The sequence below is a fragment of the Psychrobacter urativorans genome, from assembly GCF_904846675.1.
GTDB classification, from domain to species: Bacteria; Pseudomonadota; Gammaproteobacteria; order Pseudomonadales; family Moraxellaceae; genus Psychrobacter; species Psychrobacter urativorans_B.
Genome location: NZ_CAJHBT010000052.1, coordinates 1 through 1,727, shown reverse-complemented (window position 1 = coordinate 1,727; position 1,727 = coordinate 1). Strand labels below are relative to the sequence as shown.

Sequence of the window (1,727 nt, the reverse complement as noted above, 5' to 3'; positions counted from 1 at the left end):
CAACAACAAACAGAAGAAGCAGAACGAGTTATTGACCGAGCGGATAGAGCAATTGCTAGACATCAACGCCAGTTAGAAGCCAAACAAAGCGAGGTAACCGCAGTTACCGAGCCACCGCCTGATGTGTTCAAAGATAACCGCAAGATATTTTTAGAATATGCTGAAAAAGTCGAAACGACAGCCAATGCTATTTTAAGCAGTCAACTAAAGACGTTACAAGACAAGGGTAAGCCTGCACGAGCTAAGTGTGAGCAGTTGCGGGACAACGAGCCGTTATTCTTTGGTAAAGACCAATGGCAAGAGAACAAACAAAACGCTTTAAATGCGTTTAATGCAATCAAGGCAAGGCATGACAGTATAAAAAATAAAGGCGTAACCGATGAACACCGAGAACAAGCGAAGGAACACATAGCCAAGCATGAACCCTCATATCATGCCAAAGCACAACAGGCGATTGAGATACTACAAGGATTACAGAGGGCAAAACAAGACGATATAGCAAAACAGCATGGGGCAAACTTTCATGCCCAACCAAACAAAATATATAGCGGTAAAATATTGCGAGCTGATAAAAACGGCATAGTACAGCAGACAAGAGACGGCACGGTATATCACCCTGATCTATCAAGCGTTGAGCAGGGAAAATCCTATAACATTGAGAGAAAAGGCAATACCTACGAAATACAGCAGCAGTATGAATTCAAAAAGCCCAATAAGAACCTAGACCAAGATAGGGGCGTGGATCGATAAAAACAGCACAAAAGGTTTACGATGTATATACCTGTGTAAGCGAAAAGTAATGCTAATGAGAAGCTAACGCCCTCTGGTTGTTGGGTCTATCTTTAAATCCATTTGACAAAAATCCGTCAAAGTGGTCTAAAAATAGACCTTATCTTTTAAAATGTCCGGTCTAATAGCTCTTGAACCTTATTAAACGTAGTTACCGTTTTCGGGTCTTTAAGCAAAGGCTTCCAATCTTCAAACACTGCTAGATAACCTCTACGCTCCTTGTTGGATACCTTGCTGCTATTGGCATCTACAAACTCTTGTACGTTACAAGCTATTTTCTTTATTTGACCGTCTGATAAGCCTTTAGTGTGCCAAGAGGGTACTTTTACACCCTCACTATCTGTCTTTCCATTAATCCAGTCGATTGTATTGGGGTCTCTAGTCTCTTTTAACTCTTGTTTCTTCGTAAATTTTAACTCTAGATGGGTGTACTTACGCCCTTTTTTAATAAGTTCATATTTCACACTGTAGGGGCTTTTTTTGTTGATTTCATCGACTGCGGTGTCAATGACCCAGCGCTTTAAGTCTGCGGTTAGTGGGTACTTATCCATTAGCATTAGCATAAAACGTAAGTCATCTAAGCTAATGTTCACGTAACCAGTAGATTTATACCTCATCATAAGCTGATAAATTCGATAGCTATAGATACTACTAAAATCTGCTACATCTTTTATTAAAAACTGAGTAAAACTAGCTTTTAAATCACTTAGCAACGGCACTACTTTTTCATGGAAAATAATTCTAGCAACTATGTCATCTGTTCTATTACTGGGTAAGGAATCTAAGAGATTATATAGCCTAAGAGAGTTTATATACTTCATGTAATCTTTAGGATCAGGGTATTTTTCTTTAAGTTTTTTTTCAGCGTTTTTGTCATACCGTAAAACTTCCGACAACCAATGAAATTCCAAAAGCCCTGTATTAGTTGATACATATAT

Annotated in this window: 2 protein-coding genes; one reads left to right on the top strand and one right to left on the bottom strand. The window is 38.8% G+C overall.

The features are described from left to right. Positions 1-750 (top strand): hypothetical protein (locus tag JMY06_RS11660; RefSeq protein ID WP_201618410.1); only part of this gene is annotated, 750 nt, incomplete at its 5' end. A 146-nt stretch (positions 751-896) separates the two neighbouring features. Here the strand turns inward: JMY06_RS11660 and JMY06_RS11655 are convergent. After that, the coding region (locus tag JMY06_RS11655) for a replication initiation protein (protein WP_201618409.1) at positions 897-1,727 on the bottom strand (831 nt) is incomplete at its 5' end.